General features: G+C 60.6%; 12 protein-coding genes. 2 read left to right on the top strand and 10 right to left on the bottom strand.

Going from position 1 to position 15,888, the window contains the following annotated elements:
- Positions 1-2: 2 nt before the first annotated feature.
- Both AC07OP_RS16640 and AC07OP_RS16635 read right to left on the bottom strand, forming a co-directional pair.
- A complete protein-coding gene (locus tag AC07OP_RS16640; RefSeq protein ID WP_495101847.1) occupies positions 3-3,149 on the bottom strand; it encodes a multidrug efflux RND transporter permease subunit in 3,147 nt (1,048 codons plus the stop codon).
- A gap of 24 nt (positions 3,150-3,173) precedes the next feature.
- Positions 3,174-4,328, bottom strand: a complete 1,155-nt coding sequence (locus AC07OP_RS16635; protein ID WP_495101848.1) for an efflux RND transporter periplasmic adaptor subunit — start codon at positions 4,326-4,328, stop codon at positions 3,174-3,176.
- A 178-nt stretch (positions 4,329-4,506) separates the two neighbouring features.
- Between AC07OP_RS16635 and AC07OP_RS16630 the strand changes: the two genes are divergently transcribed.
- A complete protein-coding gene (locus AC07OP_RS16630) occupies positions 4,507-5,061 on the top strand; it encodes a TetR/AcrR family transcriptional regulator (protein ID WP_495101849.1) in 555 nt (184 codons plus the stop codon).
- Between the two features lie 168 nt (positions 5,062-5,229).
- On the opposite strand, the gene AC07OP_RS16625 is transcribed toward AC07OP_RS16630, so the two are convergent.
- From AC07OP_RS16625 to AC07OP_RS16610, 4 genes are all read right to left on the bottom strand, one after another.
- Positions 5,230-6,252: a transketolase family protein gene (locus tag AC07OP_RS16625; RefSeq protein ID WP_495101850.1), complete on the bottom strand. Its 1,023-nt coding sequence runs from the start codon at positions 6,250-6,252 to the stop codon at positions 5,230-5,232.
- Positions 6,249-7,097, bottom strand: coding sequence for a transketolase (locus tag AC07OP_RS16620; RefSeq protein WP_495101851.1), 849 nt, complete (start codon positions 7,095-7,097; stop codon positions 6,249-6,251). The genes AC07OP_RS16625 and AC07OP_RS16620 overlap by 4 nt, the downstream gene beginning before the upstream one ends.
- An 18-nt stretch (positions 7,098-7,115) precedes the next feature.
- Positions 7,116-8,414: an MFS transporter gene (locus tag AC07OP_RS16615; protein ID WP_495101852.1), complete on the bottom strand. Its 1,299-nt coding sequence runs from the start codon at positions 8,412-8,414 to the stop codon at positions 7,116-7,118.
- Between the two features lie 98 nt (positions 8,415-8,512).
- Entirely contained in the window at positions 8,513-9,262 is a 750-nt protein-coding gene (locus AC07OP_RS16610; RefSeq protein ID WP_495101853.1) for an SDR family NAD(P)-dependent oxidoreductase, read from the bottom strand.
- Between the two features lie 198 nt (positions 9,263-9,460).
- On the opposite strand from AC07OP_RS16610, the gene AC07OP_RS16605 reads away from it, so the two are divergent.
- The gene (locus tag AC07OP_RS16605) at positions 9,461-10,375 is read left to right on the top strand and encodes a LysR substrate-binding domain-containing protein (RefSeq protein WP_495101854.1); all 915 of its coding nucleotides are present in this window, start codon (positions 9,461-9,463) and stop codon (positions 10,373-10,375) included.
- A 130-nt stretch (positions 10,376-10,505) separates the two neighbouring features.
- Here the strand turns inward: AC07OP_RS16605 and paaZ are convergent, their stop codons facing one another.
- The 4 genes from paaZ to AC07OP_RS16585 are packed head-to-tail and all read right to left on the bottom strand — an operon-like array spanning position 10,506 to position 15,859.
- Positions 10,506-12,560 (bottom strand): phenylacetic acid degradation bifunctional protein PaaZ, encoded by a 2,055-nt coding sequence (paaZ, locus tag AC07OP_RS16600; protein ID WP_495101855.1) that lies wholly within the window; start codon positions 12,558-12,560, stop codon positions 10,506-10,508.
- A 59-nt stretch (positions 12,561-12,619) separates the two neighbouring features.
- Positions 12,620-13,873: an OprD family porin gene (locus AC07OP_RS16595; RefSeq protein ID WP_495101856.1), complete on the bottom strand. Its 1,254-nt coding sequence runs from the start codon at positions 13,871-13,873 to the stop codon at positions 12,620-12,622.
- Between the two features lie 34 nt (positions 13,874-13,907).
- Complete coding sequence (locus AC07OP_RS16590; protein WP_495101857.1) at positions 13,908-15,554, bottom strand: cation acetate symporter; 1,647 nt, start codon at positions 15,552-15,554, stop codon at positions 13,908-13,910.
- On the bottom strand, positions 15,551-15,859 hold the full coding sequence (locus AC07OP_RS16585) for a DUF485 domain-containing protein (RefSeq protein WP_495101858.1): 309 nt from the start codon (positions 15,857-15,859) through the stop codon (positions 15,551-15,553). The genes AC07OP_RS16590 and AC07OP_RS16585 overlap by 4 nt, the downstream gene beginning before the upstream one ends.
- Positions 15,860-15,888 lie beyond the last annotated feature (29 nt).

Below are 15,888 nucleotides of genomic sequence, written 5' to 3'. Positions count from 1 at the left end.
GGTTACTCCGTGGTCCGGGCTGGGGCCTGGGTTTCGTCAGGGGTCGATGGGTGAGGTTGACGCTTGAGCCAAGACAGCACCCAGACGAAGAACACCGGGACAAAAATCACCCCCAGCAAGGTGGCGCTGAGCATGCCGCCAATCACCCCGGTGCCGATGGCCCGCTGGCTGGCAGCGCCGGCTCCGGTGGCCAGCGTCAGAGGAACGACGCCGAGGATAAAGGCCATGGAGGTCATCACGATGGGGCGAAAACGCAGGCGCGCGGCCTGAATAGCCGCCTCGCGTACGGGCACGCCTTGTTCCCACAGTTCTTTGGCGAACTCGACGATCAGGATTGCGTTTTTCGCCGCCAGGCCGATGATGGTGATCAGGCCGACCTTGAAGTAGACGTCGTTGGGCATGCCAGCGGCGGTAACCGCCAACACGGCCCCCAAAGCACCTACCGGTACGATCAGCATCACCGTCAACGGGATGGCCCAGCTCTCATAGAGCGCGACCAGCAACAGAAACACCACCAGGAAGGCCAGGGCAAAGACCGTCAAGGCCTGGCCGCTGGCGACCTTCTCCTGATAGGACAGGCCGGTCCATTCGTAACCTATGCCAGGTGGAAGTTCGGCGGCCAGGCGTTCCAGTTCGGCCATGGCTTCGCCGGTGCTGACCCCGGGCGCCGCATCCCCGGCGATCTTGATGGCCGGGTAGCCGTTGTAGCGGGCGATCTGTACCGCGCCTTCCTCCCAACGGGTAGAAACAAACGCGCTCAGCGGCACCAAGGCGTTGCTGTCGTTGGGGACATACAGCTTGAGCACGCTTTCGGGTGTCATGCGGGCGGCCTGTTCGGCTTGCACCACCACGCGTTGCAGGCGGCCGGCATTCGCGAAGTCATTGATCACCGTGGAGCCGAACGCCGTTGACAGAGCGTTGTTGATCGAATCGAAACTCACCCCTAGCGCTCGGGCCTTCTCCCGATCGATATCCAGGCGCAACTGCGGTGCTTCAGCCAGACCTTCCATCAGCGTGTAGAGAATCTTCGGATTGCCGTTGGCCTTGCCCAGCAACTGGTCACGCGCTGCCAACAGGGCTTCTCGGCCGAGTCCGGCGCGGTCTTGCAGGCGCAGGGCGAAGCCACCGGAAGTGCCCATGCCCTCAATCGGCGGCGGGCTCACGGCCATGACGGTGCCGTCATTCAGGCTGGCAAACCGTTGGTTGAAGGCTGCCGCCTCGTCCGCAGCCGACTGTCCCTTGCCGCGCTCCGACCAATCTTTCAACGTCGGGAAGGCGAGGCCGGCGTTTTCGCCTTGGCCGGAAAAACTGAAACCCAGCAACATGGTCATCGAGGCTGTGGTGTCCCGGGACATCATGTAGCGTTCCAGTTCTCGGGCCGTCTGGTCAGTGCGGTTACGGGTGGCCCCAGGAGGGAGCTGGACATCGATAATCAGGTAGCCCTGGTCCTCCACCGGGACGAAAGACTCGGGCAGGCGCAGGTAGAAAAAGCCCAGTAGGGCGACGATGCCCGCATAGATCAACATGTAGCGCCCGGTCCGTTTGACCAGTTGGGTATTGAGGCGCTCATAGCGCTGCGTGAGGCGGTTGAAACCCCGGTTGAACGCGCCGAAGAAACCGCGTTTTTCGTGATGCCCGGCGGGGACGGGTTTGAGCAGGGTGGCACAGAGCGCCGGGGTGAAGGTGAGGGCCAGGAAACCCGAAAACAAAATGGACACCGCCAGGGACAAGGAGAACTGCTGGTAGATCACGCCTACCGAGCCGGACATGAAGGCCAGCGGCAAGAACACCGCCGACAGGACCAGGGTGATGCCGATGATTGCGCCCGACACCTGGCCCATCGCCTTGACCGTCGCAGCGGCGGGGCTGAGTCCTTCCTCAGCCATGATGCGCTCGACGTTCTCCACCACCACGATGGCGTCGTCCACCAGGATGCCGATGGCCAGCACCATGCCGAACATGGTCATCATGTTCACCGAGAAACCCAGCAAGTACATGAAGGTCAGCGTGCCCAGCAGACAGACCGGCACCACGATGCCAGGAATCAACGTGTAGCGGATGTTCTGCAGAAACAGGAACATCACCAGGAACACCAGGACCATGGCTTCGATCAGGGTGTAGATCACTTTGTCGATGGCTACGTCGACAAAGCGCGAGGTGTCGTAGGGAACGGAGAACTCCGCATCGCTTGGCAGGTTGACCGACAGTTCGTTCAGGCGTTGCTTGACCGCCGCCACCGTTGCAATGGCATTGGCGCCGGGGGCAAGTTGCACTGCGGCGGCAACGGCAGGCTTGCCGTTGAGGCGCGACTCGAAGTTGTAGCTTTGACTGCCCACGGCGATACGTGCCACATCGGCCAAGCGCACAGTCGAGCCGTCCTGTTTGGCGCTCAGGACGATCCGGCCGAATTCCTCCGGATTGTCCAGCGTACCCTTGACCGCCAGGGTCGCGGTCAGCTCCTGTTGCGACGAGCCGGGGGTGCTGCCGAAACTGCCGGCCGGTACCTGGACGTTCTGCGTACGGATTGCCGCATTCACATCGTCGATGGACAGCCCATAACCGATCAACTTCTGCGGATCGATCCAGACCCGCATGGCGGCTTCAGCCGCGAAAAACTGCAGCCGACCGACACCTTTGACGCGACTGATTTCATTGTTGACGTTGCGCGCGGCAAAGTCGGCGAGGGCGACGGTGTCTTTGCCGGCGCTGTCGCCTTTGTAGCTCAGGGTGTAAATCATCAGGAAGCCGGAGCTGGCTTGCTCGACCTGCAGGCCCAGATCGAGCACGGCCTTGGGCAGGCGAGCCTCGGCTTTCTTGATCCGGTTCTGGACATCGACCTGGGCCAGCGGTGGGCTGGTCCCGGGTTCGAAGGTTACGACGATCTCGCCGGTACCGTTGGAGTTGCTGGTGGACTCGTAATAAAGCAGACCCTTGGCGCCATTGAGTTCTTCCTCGATGACGCTGGTGACCGAATCCACCAAGACTTTCGCCGAGGCGCCCGGGTAGTTGGCGGTAATGGTGATCTGCGGTGGCGCGACGACCGGGTACTGGGCCACCGGAAGCAACGGGATGACCAGCAGACCGGCGAGCATGATGAACAACGCGACGACCCAGGCAAAATTCGGGCGTCGGATAAAGAACTGAGACATGTCGTTTCCTTGAGCGCTACGCCCTTACTGGACCTTGGCCTGCTGGGTAGTCAGCGATTTGGCAATGACTTTGTCGCCAGGATTGATGCCGTTCATTGCGCCGGTGACGATCTGGTCACCCACGACCAGTCCCTTGGTGATCTGCCAGCGGGAGCCCTGCATGGCGCCGGTGTTCACCGGTTTGGCTTCGATTGTCTGGTCCTGGCCGATGACCAGCACTCGTGCCTGACCATCGGCAGAGCGCTGCACGGCGCGTTGCGGTATCAGAATGGCGGCCTTGTCCAGGCCTTGTGGCGCACTGACGCGCACGTACATGCCCGGCAGCAGCGCCGTTCCCGGGTTGGCGAAGCGCCCGCGCAGCGAGATCTGGCCGGTGGCGCGGTCCACGGCGACATCGGAGAACAACAGTTCGCCCTGGCTCTGGTGCTCTGAGCCTTCGACACTCAGGGTCAGCGGGTTTTCAGCGTTGCCGGTAAGGCGCCCCTGTTCGATGGCGGCGCGCATGCGCAATGCATCGGCCGCGGGCTGGGTGAAGTCGACGTAGATCGGGTCCAGTTGCTGGATGCGCGCCATCATGGTCGCGTCGCCTTGACCGACCAATGCACCCTCGGTGACCAGGGCTCGGCCTATGCGCCCGGCGATAGGGGCTTTGACCGTGGAGTAGCCGAGGTTCAGCCTGGCTGTCTCGATATCGGCCTGGGCCGAGCGCTTGGCTGCCAGAGCGCTTTGCAGGGCCGCTTTGGCGGTATCGAAGTCCTGCTGACTTACGGCCTCGATCTTGACCAATGGTTCGTAACGCTTGACGGTCGCCTGGGCCTGGAACAGCGCCGCATCGGTCTTGGCCAGTTCGCCCTGAGCCCGCGAGAGCGCAGCCTTGAACGGCGCCGGGTCGATCTGAAACAGCAGATCGCCGGCTTTGACATCCGCGCCTTCCTCGAAATGCCGAGCCAGCACGATGCCCGCTACCCGTGCGCGCACTTCAGCCACGCGCACCGGCTCTACACGCCCCGGTAGTTGTGCGATCAGGGTCAGTGGTTCGCTGCTGACTGTCATCGCTTCGACTTCACGCGGCCCCCCGGGTCCGCCCCAACCCTGCGGCGGCTTTTCACAACCTGCCAGGCTCAATGCGGCCAATAAAGGGAGTACCGGAACCACTTGCCATCTGCGCGACGTACTCATCTTTCACCTGGGCCACGCCCATTAGCTGCTAAAGATGCGAATGATTGTTTATTTTGTCAAATGAGTCAATATTGACTCATAAGAGGCTTTTGTGAGCAACTTCGCCATAGCGCTTGAGAAGATGAGCCATTTCTGCACAATGGCTCGCACGTCATTCTGATAATCGAAGAAACGCCTAATGGATTTATCTGCAGCGAACGAGAAACTGTTGAAGGCCCTGGCCATTGCCATGGTCGATCACCCGGCAGGGACGTTCAAAGACATCGCCGAAGCCGCAGGGGTGAGCAAGGCCACGTTGAATCGCTTCTGTGGCACACGTAACAACCTCATTGAGATGTTGTTCAATTACGGCTCTGTCGTGATCAACCAGGTCATGGAGAACGCGAACCTGCAGGAGGCACCGCCGCTTGAGGCCCTCCAGCGCCTGATCGAAAACCATTTGACCCACCGTGAACTTCTGGCTTTCCTGGCCTTCCAGTGGAAGCCTGACTCGCTGGATGAACGCGCAGGCGGCAGTCGCTGGCAGCCTTATTCGGACGCGCTAGACGATTTTTTTCTGCGTGGTCAGCACGAAGGAGTGTTTCGTATCGACATCAGTGCCCAGGTGCTGACGGAGATGTTTGCCTCGATCATTTACGGATTTGTCGATGCGGAACGGCGTGGGCGGGTTGCCCGCGTCGGCATGGCGACGCAGGTCATGCAGTTTTTTCTGCAGGGCGCTACCAGCCGTTGAAGGCTGGGCCTCGGAACCGACGCTACGGTGTCGATGCTCGCGGCGCAGGGGGCTTGCACGTATATGAATAGCGACCGCTGTCTCCATAGGCCGCTATCTGGGTGCAGTTTCAGGTTTTCAAACCGTTCGATTGGGGCTGAGTGTTATCGGTGCATGCGGTGAATGCGGTCAAAGCCAGGCTTTGATCTGAGCGCTGACAGCCTCAGTCGAAATGCCGTAACGATCATGCAGCGTCGGCAAGGCCCCGGCATCCAGAAATGCATCGGGTAATGCAATCTGCCTGAAGGTCGGCGTCACGCCATTGCGCAGTAACACGCCGGCGACTGCCTCGCCCAGTCCACCAATAATGGAGCTGTTTTCTGCGGTGACCACCAGGCGACCTGGTTTGCGGGCTTCAGCCAGAATGGTTTGCTCATCCAGTGGCTTGATCGTCGGCACGTGCAACACGGCGACATCAAGGCCATCCGCTTGCAGCTCTTTAGCAGCCTCCAGTGCGCGCATGGTCATCAAACCGGTGGAGATGATCAGAACATCGTTACCGGTACGCAGGGTCTTGGCTTTGCCGATCTCGAATTTGTAGCCGTACTCGTCCAGTACCAGCGGCACATTTCCGCGTAGCAAGCGCATGTAAACCGGGCCTTGGTGCGCTGCGATGGCGGGCACGGCCTGTTCGATTTCAAGCGCATCGCACGGGTCGACGATCATCAGGTTGGGCATGGCGCGGAAGATCGCCAGGTCATCTGTGGCCTGGTGGCTTGGGCCGTAACCGGTGGTGAGGCCGGGCAAGCCACAGACGATCTTGACGTTGAGGTTCTCTTCAGCAATCGCCATGCAAATGAAGTCATAGGCGCGGCGAGAAGCGAACACGGCGTAGGTGGTGGCGAAAGGCACAAAACCTTCCCGGGCCATACCCGCTGCCGCACTCATCAGCAGTTGCTCGGCCATGCCCATCTGATAGAAACGATCCGGATGCGCCTTGGCGAAAATGTGCAGGTCAGTGTACTTGGACAAGTCGGCGGACAGGCCGACGATATCCGGACGCTGATCTGCAAGCGCGGCCAGCGCATGACCAAAAGGTGCGGACCTGGTGGCCTGACCTTCTGAGGCAATCGAGGCGATCATCGCCGAGGTGGTCAGGCGTTTTTTGACCGGTTCAACCGTGGAAGACGGAGTGTTGGATGCGTTGCTCATTGGTTTTTTCCTTCTTCAAGGTTGCTCAGTGCCAGATCCCATTCGTGTTCTTCCACTCGGATGAAATGGGTTTTTTCACGGGATTCGAGGAAGGGCACGCCTTTGCCCATTTTGGTATCGCAAATGATCACCCGTGGCTGGGTTCCGGGATGGTTGCGCGCGGCGTCGAATGCGGCGACCAGTGCTTCCAGATCATTGCCATCGACGCGCTGGGCGAACCAGCCAAAAGCCTGCCAGCGATCGACGATAGGCTCGAACGAGAGGATTTCACTCGAGTAACCGTCAGCTTGCTGGTTGTTGACGTCGACGATGGCGATCAGGTTGTCGAGCTTCCAGTGCGACGCCGACATCACCGCTTCCCAAGTCGAGCCTTCATTCAGCTCGCCGTCCGACAGCAGGTTGTAGACGAAGGAGGGTGAGCCTTTGCGTTTGAGGCCCAGGCAGGCGCCGACCGCGATCCCCAAACCCTGGCCCAGTGAGCCCCCCGTGATCTCCATCCCCGGGGTGTAGGTGGCCATGCCCGACATCGGCAGGCGGCTGTCGTCCGCGCCGTAGGTTTCCAGTTCATCGAGCGGGATGATGTCGGCTTCGATCAGGGCCGCATACAGTGCAATCGCGTAGTGACCGATCGACAGGTAAAAGCGATCGCGGGCTTCCCATTCCGGGTCTTCGGGTCGATAGTTCAATGCGTGGAAGTAGGACACGGCCAGCAGGTCGGCGGCGCCGAGGGCCTGGCCGACGTAGCCTTGTCCCTGAACCTGCCCCATGCGCAATGCGTGGTGGCGGATGTTGTGGGCACGTTGCGCCAGAGTCGTGGATGTCGCGAATGCAGGATGAGCAGTCATGGTGAAAACTCCAATAAGTCAACGATTGACCAAGGCGGCGGGGATGCGCAGCACCAGCGTGGCACCGAACAGCAGTACGCCGGTGATCAGGTACATGCCGATGGCGCTGGAGCCGGTCTGTGTGGTGATCCAGCCGATCAGGTAAGGCGAGCAGAAGCCGGCGAGGTTGGCGAAGCTGTTGACCGCCGCGATGCCTGCGGCGGCGGACACGCCACCCAGCAGCGTGGTGGGTAGCATCCAGAACAGCGACGTCGCCGACAGAATTCCGGAAGCGGCCAGGCAAAGGCTGAGAATGGAGAGCGTTATATTCCCCCCCATCAGAGCTGCCAGGCTCAGCCCGATAGCACCCGCGATCATCGGTACAATGAGATGCCAGCGGCGCTCACGATGTTTGTCGCCGCTGCGTCCGGCATACAGCATGGCCACAATCGCACAGAGGTAGGGCAGGCTGGTCAGGAAGCCGATGTGCAGCGGATCGGAAACCCCTGCGTTACGCACCAGGGTCGGTAGCCAGAAGGTGATGGCGTACTGACCCATCACCACGCAGAAGTAGATGCCGGCCAGCAACCACAGACGACGATCGCGGATGAACTCGCCTACCGAGGCATGGGTGACTTTCTGCTGGTCGTCCTCGGCCAGTTCGCGACTGATCAGTGCTTTCTCGTCATCATCGAGCCAACTGGCCTGATGCACGCCGTCCTTGAGATAGCTCAGCACCAGCAACCCGACAACGACCGTGGGCACCGCCTCCAGCACGAACATCCATTGCCAGCCAGCCCAGCCATGCACACCGGCGAAGTGGTTCATGATCCAGCCGGAGAGTGGGCCACCCACCATTCCCGACAGCGGAATGGCGATAAACCACAGCACGGTCATGCGCGCCCGACGGTAAGAAGGAAACCAATAGGTCAGGTACAGCAACAGGCCCGGTGCCAGGCCGGCTTCGGCGATGCCGAGCAGAAAACGCAGGGCATAGAATTGCCAGGCAGTTTCGACAAAGGCGAACAGGGCGGAAATGATGCCCCAGGTGATCATGATGCGGGCAATCCAGATACGCGCACCGACCTTGTGGAGAATGATGTTGCTGGGCACTTCACACAGGAAATAGCCGATGAAGAACATGCCCGCGCCCAGTCCGTAGACCGTTTCGCTGAGTGCCAGATCGTTCATCATTTGCAGCTTGGCAAAACCGACATTGACCCGATCAAGATAGGCGCACAGGTAGCACAGCATCAGAAAAGGCATCAACCGCCACGCGGTTTTACGGTAGGCGTTGGAGCGCACGGTCGAAACCGCTTCGAGCGACAAGGTTGTCATGATGGTCTGATCTCTTGTTTTTATTGACCGCCAGGCCATGAGGCCCGGCTGCATCGTCGATCCAGAACCGCACGGGCCGTGAAGCCCGCCAGGTGTCATCAGTGAATCAGCATTCCGCCGTTCACATCCAGCGTGATGCCGGTCAGGTAGGAGGACAGGTCGCTGGCCAGAAACAGCGCCGCATTGGCCACATCCTGTGCCTCACCCAGGCGTCCCAGAGGAATGCCTTCGATGATCGCGTGCCGGCGCTCGTCCTGCATGAGGCCGCCGGTGATGTCGGTGTGAATCAACCCGGGAGCAATCGAGTTGACGCGTACCTTGTCCGGCCCGAGTTCGCGCGCCATGGCTTTGGCCAGACCCAGCACGCCCGCTTTGGCGGCACTGTAATGAGGGCCACCGAAAATGCCACCGCCCCGTTGGGCGGAAACGGACGACATGCACACGATGCTGCCGGAGGACTGTTGACGCATGGTTGGAATCACTGCCTGCGACATGAGCAGAGTACCGCGCAGACTGACGTCCAGCACCTTGTCGTAATCGGCAGGGCGGATGTCCAGGGTCTTGAGCGGTTGGGTGATGCCGGCGTTGTTGACGAGAATATCGATGCGGCCGAAATGCTCGATGATTTTGGCGACTGCTTGCTGAACCTGCGATTCGTCAGCGACGTTGGCTGCGAGACCAAGATGACCTTCGCCCAGGGAAGCAGCGGCATCACGTGCAGCGGATTCATCCAGATCGAGTATCACGACGCGAGCGCCTTGTTGCGCGAAAGTGATCGCTGTTGCCCGGCCAATGCCACGTGCTGAAGCTGCACCGGTGATGATCGCGACCTTGCCTTGAAGAAGCATGGGAGGGTACCTCTGATTGTTGTTATTGGGTCGACCCGAAACGAATCGATGGCTCAGCTTGTTCTCCAGGGAAACCTTGAGCAATAACGCGAATTTCACGGGGTGCTGAAAAATATTCAGCACTCGCCAACGACCTGTTCCGATGTTTGAATAGCTGCACGCCCGGCCCAAGCCACTTGCAGCGGAATAACAATAATCATGAGTTCACCTGGCGATGTACCTTCAATCCTGCCACCCCTGAAAGCCATTCAGGCCTTTGAACAGACGGCACGCTTCGGCAACGTCGCCCGCGCCGCTGAACTGCTTGATCTGACACCCTCGGCGGTCAGCCACCAGTTGGCCAAACTGGAGGCGATGATCGGTCGACAGTTATTTTTCAGAACGGCCAGAGGCGTGACGCTGACCCCGATCGGCGAGCAATACCTCACTGAGGTTTCCGGCATTCTGCACAGTCTTGCTGTGGCCACCGAACGCGCCGCCAGTGACGTCAGTCTTGATTGTCTGCGATTGCACTCGTCGCCCAGTTTTGGCCTGTTATGGCTGATGCCGCGTCTGGAGCAGTTTCGCCAGAGTCATCCCGATATTCAGCTCAACCTCTCGTGTTCCTACGAATCACTGCACTTCAGTCGAGACAAGATCGATGTCGACATCCGCCATGGGATGCCCAATTGGCCGAGTTTCGAAGTGCGAACGATACGTGATGAAAAAATTGCGGTGATGGCGTCCCCGAAACTGTTGGAAAAGCACCCGATCCGAATGGTCGCGGATCTGCTGGACAGCAATCTGATCCTTTCGGAGGCCACGCTGATCAAGTGGCCACAGCTGTTTGCACAACATGGCTTGTCACGTCCTGAAAAACCCTATTCGCTGAGCTTCGACCGGTCTTACATGACGCTCGAGGCTGCCAGCCATGGGCTTGGTTTTGCTCTGGAAAGCACGCTGCTGGCGCAGGATTATCTCGCGCGCGGTGACTTGGTCGAGGTTGCCCCGGAACTGAGTGCCCCCATTACCGCTCATCATCTGGTCTTTCCCAGAGCCCACTCAAACTTTCCCAGGGTCAGACGATTCCTGGAATGGATGCAGAAAGAGTTGGGGCATGATTTCAGTTACTGACTGTCATTCGCGGTGCACGAATCACTCGTAAATGACGGGGCGTCGCTAGGTGCCTGCTCAAGTTAGATGCATCCCCACAACGTGTGTGGGGCTGCGAAAGCGGGCTTGGCCATTCAAGGCTTTGGTCGGATTACTCCTCGCGCTTCACCACCAAAGTCAAAATGTCATAGCCGGCCACCAGTTCTCCCAATTGATTGGTCACTTCCACATCCCACGCCACCACGCCCTGTGGAATCCCCTGCGGGCTCTTTTTGCCCTGGTCGATTTTGCGTTTGCAGGTCAGTCGCGCCTGGATGGTGTCGCCGATGCCCACCGGGTTGATGAAGCGCAGGGTGTCGAGGCCGTAGTTGGCCAGGACCGGGCCGGGCGCCGGGGACACGAACAGACCGGCTGCGGCCGACAGCACGAAGTAGCCGTGGGCGATGCGTTTGCCGAATTGCGATTCCTTGGCGGCGATGTCGTCGAAGTGCATGTAGAAGTGGTCGCCGGACAGGCAACCGAAGTTCACCAGATCGGCCTCGGTCACGGTGCGACGATGGGTGAGCAGCGATTCGCCAATCTGCAAATCCTGGAAGAAGCGGCGGAACGGGTGCACTTCGGTTTCGATGACCTTGGCGCCACGCACGTATTCGCCGGTGACGGCGGCGAGCATGGTCGGCGAGCCTTGCACCGCGGCGCGTTGCAGGTAGTGTTTCACCGCGCGCAAGCCGCCGAGTTCTTCACCGCCACCGGCACGACCCGGGCCGCCGTGCTTGAGTTGTGGCAGGGGCGAGCCGTGGCCGGTGGATTCGGCGGCGGATTCGCGGTCCAGCACCAGCAAGCGTCCGTGCCAGGCAGCGGCAACCGGGATGGCCTTGGCGGTGATTTGTGGGTCCTTGGTGATCAGACTGGCCACCAGGCTGCCCTTGCCGCGAGCGGCCAGAACCAGTGCTTCGTCCAGGTCGTCGTAAGCCATCAAGGTGCTGACCGGACCAAACGCTTCGATGTCGTGAGCGCCGCCTTCGGCGTGTGGGTCGTGGGCCTGCAACAGGGTCGGCGCGAAGAATGCACCCTGGCTGACGTTTTCACCGCGCGGTTCGAAACCGTCGCGGGCGCCGTACAACAGATCGCTGCTCTGCAACAGGCTTTCCAGGCGCTCGGCGACGTCTGTTTGTTGATCGTGGGAGGCTAACGGGCCCATGCGCACGCCTTCCACCGACGGGTCACCGACCACGACTTTTTTCAGTCGATCGCGCAAGCGAGTGGCAACGGCATCAATGTGTTTGGCCGGGACAATCGCGCGGCGGATGGCGGTGCATTTCTGCCCGGCCTTGGTAGTCATCTCGCGCGCGACTTCTTTGATGAACAGCTCGAACTCTTCGTCGTCCGGGGTCACGTCCGGGGCGAGGATTGCGCAGTTCAGCGAGTCGGCTTCAGCATTGAACGGCACCGAATTGTGGATCAGGTTCGGGTTGACCCGCAGCTTGGCGGCGGTGTCGGCGGAACCGGTGAAGGTCACCACGTCCTGGCCTTGCAGGCGATCGAGCAAATCACCGGTGCTGCCGATGATCAATTGCAGGCTGCCCGCCGGGAGCAAACCGGATTCGTCCATCAGCCGCACCACGGCTTCGGTCAGGTAGCTGGTGGCGCTGGCCGGTTTGACGATGCACGGCATGCCGGCGAGAAAGCTCGGGGCGAACTTTTCCAACATGCCCCAGATCGGGAAGTTGAACGCGTTGATGTGCACTGCCAGGCCTCCGCGTGGCACCAGAATGTGGGTGCCGGCGAAGGTGCCGAGTTTGCTCAGTTGCATCGCCGGGCCTTCGTGGACGATGTTGCCCGAGGGCAATTCCCGGGAGCCGAGGCTGGCGTAGGTGAACAGCGTGCTGTTGCCGCCTTCAATGTCGATCCAGCTGTCGGCGCGGGTGGCGCCGCTGTGATGGGAGATCGCGTAGAGCTGTTCCTTGCGTTCGCTCAGGTACAAGGCCAGGGCCTTGAGACGCTGCGCGCGTTGCTGGAAGTCCAGCGCCATCAGCCCGCTGACGCCTTGGCGGCGACCGTGCTCGATGGCTTCGGCGAAGTCCGGGCGTTCTTCGTGGGTACGCGCAATCTCATGGCCGTCGATGGCGCTGCGCAGCACCTGAGCACCGTGTTGACCGATCCAGCGACCGGCGGTGAAACTTTGCAGGGTAGGGGCGTGAGGCATCACGATTCCTCCGGGTTGTGAAAATAAGGTGGCGTGGCTGTCACCACGCCATTCAGAAATTACCAAAGCGCCAGGGTGTAACCGACAATCAGCCGGTTCTCGTCGAGGTCGGTGGTCAAGCCATTGCCGGAACGGAAGGTCACGTTGCGCCAGCGCAGGCTGACGTCCTTAAACACGCCGCTCTGGATCACGTAACTGATGTCGGTGTCGCGTTCCCGCTCGCGGCCGTTGTCGACGCTGCCGGCCTTGACGTGGTTGCCGTCGGTGTAACGGGTCATGAAGGTCAGGCCGGGAATGCCTTGCGCCGCGAAGTCATAGTCGTAACGCAGCTGCCAGGAGTCCTCGTCGGCACGGGTGTAGGTGTTGAAGGTCACCAGGTTGACTACGTACGGATCGCCGCCGTTGAGGAACGGAAAGGCGCTGTCGCCGGACAACTGCTGATAGGTAGCACTGACCTTGTGAGTACCATGGGACACGGTGAACATGCCGTTGAAATTGCGGTTGTCGATGCCCCCGGCACGCTCGGCGCCATCGCCGCGGCTGTCGAAATAACGAATGTCGCTGCGCAGGTTGAAACCGTTGCCCAGCGGTTGGGTGTGCACCAGCCCGACGAACTGTTGGCGATAGATCTGATCGAGCTTGCCGTAGTAGTAGCTCAGGTTCAGTTGCGGACTGAAAGCGTAGTTGCCGCCGGCGAAGTCGAAGTGATCGCTGCTGGCGGCGCCGAAGCCGATGTCATCGTTGCTGGAGGAGTCCCGCAGGTTGGCCTTGGTCAGGCGCCCGGCATTGACTGTCAGGCCACTGATTTCCTGGCTGGTCAGCAAGCTACCCTCAAAGGTCGAACCCAGCAGGCGAGTGTCGTTGTAGGTCGCCACCGGCAGCAAGGGTTGCAGGGTGCCGAGTTTCAACACGCTTTTGGACACCCGCAGCTTGCCGGTCAGCCCCAGTTGGCTGAACTCGTCAGCCGGCTCGTGGCTGGTCGGGCCAAACGGCAACAGCCCGGTGCCACGGCGATCCGCGCTGGAATCAAGTTTCAATCCAAGCTCCCCAAGCGCGTCGAGCCCGAAACCGAAGGTGCCGTCGGTGAACCCGGACTCGATGCGCGCGGTGAAGCCCTGCGCCCATTCCTCAGCCTTGGATTGTGGCGCGTTGTCCTGACGGAAATCGCGATTGATGTAGTGGTTGCGCATTTCAATACGGGCCTTGCTGTCGTCGATGAAGTCGGCCATGACGCAGGGTGCGACCATGGGCAGACTCAATGCGGCGGCTAACGAAAACAGTGATTCGTAAGGTGCGGTACGTGCGGGCTTCATTGTTTTTATTCCCTGCCATCGGATCAGTCGTTGTTTAGTGCTTGCTGGCGCCGGAGGCGCCGATGCCCGTCATCGAACGGATGAACTGCGCCAGATAACGACCACGCTCAAGGGCGGCACGGGGCGAGGTGTCGGTGACGGAAAACACCCAGGCGCTCAAGAAGGCCAGGCTCATGGAGAACAGCGCGGGGTTGGAGTAGGGGAACAGGGCTTTGTCGTGATGCAGCACGTTGACCCACACCGCCGGGCTCAGCACCAGCAGCACAATCGCCGAGGTCAGCCCGGCCAGACTGCCGGTGACCGCGCCGCGGGTAGTCAGGCCTTTCCAGTACATCGAAAGGAACAACACCGGGAAATTCACCGACGCGGCGATGGCCAGCACCAGGCCGGAGAGGAAGGCAATGTTCTGCGATTCGAACAACAGGCCGAGGATGATCGCCAGAACACCGATGCACAGCGTGGCAATCCGTGAGACGCGTATTTCCTGCTGCTCGCTGGCCTTGCCCTTGCGCATCACGCAGGCATACAAGTCGTGGGATACCGCCGACGCGCCGGACAACGCCAACCCGGCGACCACCGCCAAAATGGTCGCGAAAGCAACCGCTGAGATGAAGCCGAGGAACAGGTTGCCGCCGACGGCTTGCGCCAGGTGCACGGCGATCATGTTGCCGCCGCCGATGATTGCGCCGCTGGCATCACGGAACGCTGGATCGGTGCCAACCATGACGATTGCGCCGAAGCCGACGATGATCAGCAGCAAGTAGAAGTAGCCGATAAAACCGGTGGCGTAGAACACGCTTTTGCGCGCTTCCTTGGCATCGCTGACGGTGAAGAAACGCATCAGGATATGCGGCAGGCCGGCGGTGCCGAACATCATGCCCAGCCCCAGCGAGATTGCATCGATCGGGTTCGATAGCAAACCGCCAGGCGCCATGATTGCGTTGCCTTTGGCATGCACGGCGGTGGCGCCGGCGAACATCGCTTCGGTGCTGAAACCGAAATGCTTGAGCACCATGAAGGCCATGAACGTGGTGCCGAACAGCAGCATCACAGCTTTGATGATCTGCACCCACGTAGTGGCGAGCATACCGCCGAAGGTCACGTAAAACACCATCAACACGCCGACCAGCATCACCGCGTAGAGGTAATCGATACCGAACAGCAACTCGATCAGCTTGCCGGCGCCAACCATCTGCGCCACCAGGTACATCAACGCGACGGTCAGGGTGCCGAAGGCCGAGGTCAGGCGTACCGGAGTTTGCTCCAGGCGATAGGAGACCACGTCGGCGAAGGTGTATTTGCCGAGGTTGCGCAGGCGCTCGGCGATCAAAAACAGAATGATCGGCCAGCCCGCCAACACGCCCAGTGCGTAGAGCAAACCGTCATAGCCGTTGAGGAACATCATCGCCGAGATGCCGAGGAAGGACGCTGCGGAGATCATGTCGCCGGCAATCGCCAGGCCGTTCTGGAAACCGGTCATGCCTCCGCCCGCGGTGTAGAAATCACTGGCGGAACGGGTGCGCAACGCCGCCCAACGCGTGACGCCGAGAGTGAACAGGACGAACACCAGGAACATGCCGATCGCATTCCAGTTCAGCGGACGGGATGCGCCGTCGGCTGCGGCCGCAAAGTCCGCGACAAAGGCCAGGGGCAGCAGGAATAATCCAAGAAGCCGGCTCATTGGGCGCACTCCTGTTTCAGCTTTTCGTTGAGCGGATCGATCACGTTGTTGGCGCGATAGACGTAGAAACCCGTCAGTGCGAACGCCAGCACCACGATCACCACACCGACCAGCATGCCGACGCTGGTCACGCCGCCGCTCAGGGATTGGCCGAGGGTGCTGGGGGAGAACGCCACCAGCAGGACGAAGCCGAAATAGATCACCAACATGATCAGCGACAGCGACCAGTACAGGTTCTGTTTGCGGCGAACCAACTGGATGAAGTCGGGGTGCTGGCGGATGAGTTCTACGTCTTTGGGGGGCATGGCGCGCTCTCGTTTGTTGTTTTTGTTGT

Source organism: Pseudomonas sp. GW821-FHT09D08, from assembly GCF_059416305.1.
The sequence above is the reverse complement of the archived record's forward strand: the minus strand, read 5'-3'. Positions and strand labels throughout refer to the sequence as shown.

Bases quoted from the DNA above. Each gene is read 5' to 3' on its own strand.
- AC07OP_RS16640 (WP_495101847.1), bottom strand. From the start codon at position 3,149: ATGTCTCAGTTCTTTATCCGACGCCCGAATTTTGCCTGGGTCGTCGCG.
- AC07OP_RS16635 (WP_495101848.1), bottom strand. From the start codon at position 4,328: ATGAGTACGTCGCGCAGATGGCAAGTGGTTCCGGTACTCCCTTTATTG.
- AC07OP_RS16630 (WP_495101849.1), top strand. From the start codon at position 4,507: ATGGATTTATCTGCAGCGAACGAGAAACTGTTGAAGGCCCTGGCCATT.
- AC07OP_RS16625 (WP_495101850.1), bottom strand. From the start codon at position 6,252: ATGAGCAACGCATCCAACACTCCGTCTTCCACGGTTGAACCGGTCAAA.
- AC07OP_RS16620 (WP_495101851.1), bottom strand. From the start codon at position 7,097: ATGACTGCTCATCCTGCATTCGCGACATCCACGACTCTGGCGCAACGT.
- AC07OP_RS16615 (WP_495101852.1), bottom strand. From the start codon at position 8,414: ATGACAACCTTGTCGCTCGAAGCGGTTTCGACCGTGCGCTCCAACGCC.
- AC07OP_RS16610 (WP_495101853.1), bottom strand. From the start codon at position 9,262: ATGCTTCTTCAAGGCAAGGTCGCGATCATCACCGGTGCAGCTTCAGCA.
- AC07OP_RS16605 (WP_495101854.1), top strand. From the start codon at position 9,461: ATGAGTTCACCTGGCGATGTACCTTCAATCCTGCCACCCCTGAAAGCC.
- paaZ (WP_495101855.1), bottom strand. From the start codon at position 12,560: ATGCCTCACGCCCCTACCCTGCAAAGTTTCACCGCCGGTCGCTGGATC.
- AC07OP_RS16595 (WP_495101856.1), bottom strand. From the start codon at position 13,873: ATGAAGCCCGCACGTACCGCACCTTACGAATCACTGTTTTCGTTAGCC.
- AC07OP_RS16590 (WP_495101857.1), bottom strand. From the start codon at position 15,554: ATGAGCCGGCTTCTTGGATTATTCCTGCTGCCCCTGGCCTTTGTCGCG.
- AC07OP_RS16585 (WP_495101858.1), bottom strand. From the start codon at position 15,859: ATGCCCCCCAAAGACGTAGAACTCATCCGCCAGCACCCCGACTTCATC.